Source organism: Desulfonatronovibrio magnus, from assembly GCF_000934755.1.
GTDB lineage: Bacteria > Desulfobacterota > Desulfovibrionia > Desulfovibrionales > Desulfonatronovibrionaceae > Desulfonatronovibrio > Desulfonatronovibrio magnus.
In genome coordinates this window covers 32,071-37,832 of the sequence record NZ_KN882189.1, presented here as the reverse complement: position 1 = coordinate 37,832, position 5,762 = coordinate 32,071, and the positions used below count along the sequence as shown (strand labels likewise).

The following is a 5,762-nucleotide window of genomic DNA, read 5'->3' as shown; positions in this document are numbered from 1 at the left end:
TCTCTTCCAACCCTATCCCCTGACTTCTGCCCTCTGACCTTTTTCTCTTCCCTTCCGTGCCCTTCCGTGTATTCCGTGGGCTATTCTTCTCTTCTTCAATTCCAAAACTAAATCCTCACCCTTGAGATTGTATCTTCCGGATGAGAACAGGAAGCCTGGAACCCTGCACCCACTCCTGTCCCTGACTGTACTCAACAATCACATGGTACGTACCAAAGTCGGCAATATTCAGAGAGCTTATCCTGAAATTCAACCTGTGCCGAGGGCGATCCAGGAATACAGATTTGGTCTGCATCAAAACCTGACTCACATTACCAGGCGCCTGCAGAGTAATACGAAACATAATCGATTCTTTTTCCTGCCCGGTTTTTTCCCATAAAGTCCCTAGAAACAACGGGCCTATGCGAACTGGCAGACTGGCGGCGCTGCCCTCTTCAATGCACCTTAAATATGACACAGAATTGGTTTCCTGGTCTGTTATTATATCTCTGCACAGTACCGACCATACATTGCTTATCATTTATTCAACCTTTCAAATCCCTTTTACTCTTTCTTAATTTCCGGCAAATATCGCATTAATATCAGCATCAATCCCATCATTGTTACCCCTTGAAAAATTTTCCACATGACTCTTGCTGAAGGCAATCCAAAGGTTTAAGGGTAAGTATCCCAGCATTTCTTTTCTTACTTCTGCCCTCTGACTTTTTGCATTCCGTGCCCTTCAGTGTATTCCGTGGGCCATTCTTCTCTTCCTCTTTTCTTTCTTAAATCCCAGCCCCGATGAAACACCCCAAAGGGGACCCTGGTTTCATAGGTTAAACATTACAGCATTCCAGCATTCATCTATCTTTAACTTACTGCGCGATAACACTGCCTGTCTGAGTGCTGTTCCACACAAGACCGTCAGTCTCAGGCTCTCCAAAAGTCATACTGGACACCATTTCATGTACCTCTCGGACAGTTGCCTCGATCTTGGCCTCATAAACTTCTGCTACTTTTTGCAATGTTTTTTCCTGACTGTACCTGGTGCTTAAAAGATACATTATATAGCTGTTCAGAGAAACTCCCTGGACCTGAGCTTCTCTGGCCAGAGCGGTATGCAGGTTTCTTGGCAGTCTCAGCCGAAACTGTCCGCTGAATGATCCAAGAGCGCAATTATCAGGGACGGCATCTCCTCCCATCTCTCTTGCCTTTACTGCCTGGTGAGCCATACGAACGACCCCGTTTATTGCTTTTCCAAGATCTGCCTGTTTTTCAACAAACTTAACTTCCGGCAATTCCGGCACAAAACCAGCATATCCTTCATGCTCTTCGTCCCAGACAAGATGTATTGAGTAATTGTTCATTACGTTATCCTTTTTTCTGCTTGCTCTATTTTGACGCCGGACAAACTAATCTGTATAGATTTCATGCACCGAACAAAACCCTGGTACCACATACGGAACCATTGTCAAGAAAAAGTTTTTCTGTCATAAATTTCCTGACATTGAGCACTCATAATGCCTTCTTATTCTTGTGCACTCTGAGTCTCTGTGGTGAGTTTTTTTTGGCACTGGGTTGCGGGCACAGTCCGCGTTAGCGACTAACTCATTGATTGCTGTAATAAAAAACAAGAAATTTTGTAATAGGTTAGCTCATTTTAAGGAAAGCAGGGGACAGGCGCTCCGGGCCCCATGCCACATGCAAAGTGCTAAACTATTACGCAATTTCGAACCACGAAGGAGCAAACTTCACAAAGCAAGAAAGCGCAAATCCCATTACTGTTTACTGTCTTCCTTTGCGCCTTTGCGTCTTTGCGTGAGAAACATATTGGGCTTCGGGCATAGCCCACGCTAGGCGCTTAGCGGAAATTTCAAACCAACATGTTGGTCGTTAAAAAATCTTTGCTTTCATGTCTGTGGGGACAGGCACCCCAGCACTTATTTTCTTATTGAACAAGAAACAGATTTGAAAAATAAGTGCCGGGAGAGCCAGTCCCCCTCCGGGCTGTATGCCTCCGGGCAGGAAGCCGTGCTCAAATCGTCTTGCAATGGTTAACAGGTAGTTGCCCCGAAGGGGCCACTTTTTCCGTGCAAGGTCACGGAAAAAGCTTAGTGACTTACCCATTGATTGCTTCAATAAAAAAAGTTAATTTGAGACAAATGCGGGAATAGTAGCTCGGCATTGGGACTGTCCCTCGCTGAGCGCTAATTCCCGGTACATGCTTTTTTCCCTCGCAAGCACCAATTTCGGCACATCGAAATGCGAGTTGCGGGGACTGTCCCAGATTAGGTTGCGGAAGTATCCCGCGTTAGGGAGGAGGTATTTATGACGTATTTGACGGATCGATATGTAAATTTTTTTACTGACTATGGGTTCAAGCGCCTTTTTGGCGAGGAGCCGCACAAGGATTTGTTGCGGGACTTTCTGAACGAACTGCTCAAGGACGAGCAGGGACAGATCGTTGATTTGACCTATCTGAAAGACGAAAATCTGGGCAACACCAGTCTGGACCGCAAGGCAATTTTTGATCTGTACTGCGAAAATGAGCGCGGCGAGAAATTCATCGTGGAGCTGCAAAAGGCCAAACAGAATTTTTTCAAGGACCGCAGTGTTTTTTACGCCACCTTTCCGATTCAGCATCAGGCCCAGCGCGGGGACTGGAATTTTGAACTGAAGGCCGTGTACACCATCGGCATTCTGGATTTTGTTTTTGAGGAGGACAGGGACGATCCTGAGAAGTACCGGTATGACATCAAGCTCCAGGACATTGTCACCAACAAGGTTTTTTACGACAAACTGACCTTTATTTATCTGGCATTACCCAAATTTCAAAAAAACCTTGACCAGTTGGAAACCCGGTTCGAGAAGTGGCTTTATGCCATAAAGCACTTAGACCGGTTAGACAAAATTCCGGACGCACTCCGGGAGCAGATCTTCGAGAAATTTTTCCAGGTGGCCGAAATCGCCAATTTCAGTAGGGACGAGATACAAAAGTACGAGGACAGCCTGAAGTACTATCGGGATTTGAAAAACGTTCTGGATACGGCTCGGGATGAAGGCCGGGAAGAGGCGACCTTGAACGTAGCTCGAAACCTGCTGGATGTTCTGAACGATGAGACCATTGCCTTGAAAACCGGGCTGACTGTAAAACAGGTTGCTGGATTACGCAGTGGGGCGGTGAGTCGGTAGGACGATTAGACCTCATGGATTGACACCACACCTTCAATCCATAAGGTCTGATGGCTGAAACAATATCTATGCCTATTTGAAAAAATCGTAACGGTTTAGCCCTTTTTTTTAAGGAAAAAACAGGGGACAGGCACTCCGGGCCCCATGCCACATGCAAAGTGCTAAACTATTACGCAATTTTGAACCACGAAGGAGCAAAGTTCACAAAGTAAGAAGGGAGCATTACGAGTTTTTTGAAAACAAAATATGAATAGGGTGTGTTAAGGCTGTCTTTGTGTAAAAAGCTATAAACTACGGCATGGCACGGCTTCCTGCCCGGAGGCTTACAGCCCGGAGGGGGACTGTCCCTGGCTTCGGGACTGTCCCCATCCATTTTCAAAAAACTCGTAATGCTCCCAAGTAAGAAAGCACAAAAGTTTGCTGTCTTCCTTAGCGACCTTTGCGCCTTTGCGTGAGAAAAAAAATTTGGGTTGCGGACACAGCCAACGTTAGAAAACTGACATGAACAATCAAATAGTTAATCAAAATATGCCAACCCCTGGCAATGACTTCTTATGGGTAATTGAGGCCCCTATTTACTACCTTGACAAGTATTGCCTAACTGCAGGCCTTCCAAGGGACAGCGCAGTGCCTGTAATTTTCAAGATTAACCAGGACAGATTTGACGATGCCAGACTCACCTATCCAGGTGCAAAATGCCCGCACCACAGACCATGGCTTAAAGTTCTGGCAGACCTGTATATGGCCAACATAGCATTCAAGCTTTACCAGGGCACTGGCCGGGAAGACTGTTTTACTTCCCTGACCCTTCTGCATCCCACCATAAGCAAAGACCTGCATCTAATTCTTGGCTTTACAGCCCAGAACGAAATCCAGCGCTTAGAAAAATATGATCACCTTCTAAAAAAAGCTTTCAGCTTGCTTTATTAATCGGCCAGTTTACTTGGATTGTTGACCGCTAAACTCTTCTGCACTTCACCAAAACTTTCCCAACCCTCTCTGCAATCCGGTCCCAATTGTATCTTTCAAGATACTCATTCTTGAACTCTCTAATATTCTGACGCAATTTTTGCTCTGAGATCAATGTATTTTTAACAGCTTCCCCAAGAAATATGGAGTCACCCGGCTTGGCCAGATATCCATTAAAACCCTCGTCCACAATAGCGGGAATCCCCCCAATATCCGACCCAACAACAGGAGTCCCCGCCAGTAGAGATTCCGCCAAAACCATACCGAATGACTCAGCATTGCTAATACTGGGAAGAACTGTCACAGATGCCGAAGCATATAGATCGGCCAGTTCCCTCCTTGAATTTACCTGTCCTAAAAAACGCGCTCCAGGGTATTCATCAGCTCTCGTAGTATTTCCCGCCACCAGCAATCCAAGGCCTGGATAATCGTCCTTCAGGCCTATCCAGGCCTTATACAGCACATTAAAGCCCTTACTGGTCACATCCGGCTTGCCTGCAAAAAAAATATATGGAGTGGCTTGTTTTTGCTTTGCCTCTGACATAACCGGATCAACACCATAACCGATAAAATCAAAAGGCTTTTTTAGAGAGGCCAGCCATGGAGAAGTTTGCCTGTATTTTCGGCTGCAGACAAAAATTCTGTCGGCACCCTCAAGGGTCTTGCATCCTGCCAGCTTATAGTAAAGATATCCCATGGATCTTCTATACCACTCCGGCCCAGTCACATCGCTATGGTAGGCCAGACAAACTGGAATCCTATGTTTAACAGCTTTCCTGAGCACAACATCAGTAATGCCTGGCACTGTAAAGTGAGCAAAAATCATATCCGGCTTGACCTTGCGTAATATGTCATCAACCTGCCTGGGCCACAAAGGATGGAACCCGGCGCTAAAAAGTCTGAATGGCCTTGAGATATTCAGGTCTTGACCACCCTCAGCAGACAGAAAATGAATCTTCATTCCTTTATTTTCAAGCCTGAAGCATACTTCCTGAATATAGCGCTCAGCCCCGCCTGCATGAGAGGAAAGATACTGGGATACAACAAGTACGGTCAACATAAGTCTGCTACTATGACCTTGCAGAACCATATGTCAAGGAAAAGGGAATAATCAGAATACCTACCGGGAACCCCTGAACCTATAACTCAGAAGGCTGAACGGGTAACCTTCAACCCTTCCCATAAACTCTAAGCCTTGACAAAGGCAGGTAAAGATCAATAGATTAATAAACACAAATACTCCCAAAGCGAGGACAAACATGGATTATAAAGAAGCTTTCAGAGCTGGCTTTCAGGAATGGATACTCCCTGAATTGAAAAGTATCAGGGAAGACAATGCTCAGATAAAAACAATTCTTGAGTTGACTAATCAAAGACTGGACGATGTGAATACTCATCTGGCAGATCAAAGCAGACGCATTGATGAGACACGTTCTGAACTTAGCAAGCGCATTGACGAGACACGTTCTGAACTGAGCAAGCGCATTGACGAGACAAACAAACGCATTGACGATACACGTACAGAGTTGAGCAAGGACATTGACGATACACGTGTGGAGTTGAGCAAACAAATTGATGAGACAAACAAACGCATTGACGACACACGTGCTGAACTGAGCAAG

The 5,762-nt window shown here is 45.6% G+C and carries 5 protein-coding genes and 1 pseudogene; 3 read left to right on the top strand and 3 right to left on the bottom strand.

All coding sequences use genetic code 11. The annotated features are described in order from the left end of the window. Nucleotides 1–115: 115 nt before the first annotated feature. Entirely contained in the window at nt 116–520 is a 405-nt protein-coding gene (locus tag LZ23_RS21410) for an immunoglobulin domain-containing protein (protein WP_045217547.1), read from the bottom strand. Between the two features lie 334 nt (nt 521–854). After that, nucleotides 855–1,346, bottom strand: a complete 492-nt coding sequence (locus LZ23_RS21405; protein WP_045217545.1) for a toxin-antitoxin system HicB family antitoxin — start codon at nt 1,344–1,346, stop codon at nt 855–857. 961 nt (nt 1,347–2,307) lie between these two features. On the opposite strand from LZ23_RS21405, the gene LZ23_RS21395 reads away from it, so the two are divergent. Next, the gene (locus LZ23_RS21395) at nt 2,308–3,171 is read left to right on the top strand and encodes an Rpn family recombination-promoting nuclease/putative transposase (RefSeq protein ID WP_045217541.1); all 864 of its coding nucleotides are present in this window, start codon (nt 2,308–2,310) and stop codon (nt 3,169–3,171) included. Nucleotides 3,172–3,672: 501 nt separating this feature from the next. Continuing rightward, nucleotides 3,673–4,101 carry a hypothetical protein gene (locus tag LZ23_RS21390; RefSeq protein WP_045217539.1) on the top strand — a complete coding sequence of 143 codons (429 nt, stop codon included), beginning with the start codon at nt 3,673–3,675 and terminating at the stop codon, nt 4,099–4,101. A gap of 28 nt (nt 4,102–4,129) precedes the next feature. Here the strand turns inward: LZ23_RS21390 and LZ23_RS21385 are convergent, their stop codons facing one another. After that, the gene (locus LZ23_RS21385) at nt 4,130–5,200 is read right to left on the bottom strand and encodes a glycosyltransferase family 4 protein (protein WP_045217537.1); all 1,071 of its coding nucleotides are present in this window, start codon (nt 5,198–5,200) and stop codon (nt 4,130–4,132) included. Between the two features lie 199 nt (nt 5,201–5,399). On the opposite strand from LZ23_RS21385, the pseudogene LZ23_RS24865 reads away from it, so the two are divergent. Continuing rightward, nucleotides 5,400–5,762 (top strand): annotated as a pseudogene (locus LZ23_RS24865) (hypothetical protein); the annotation flags it as partial.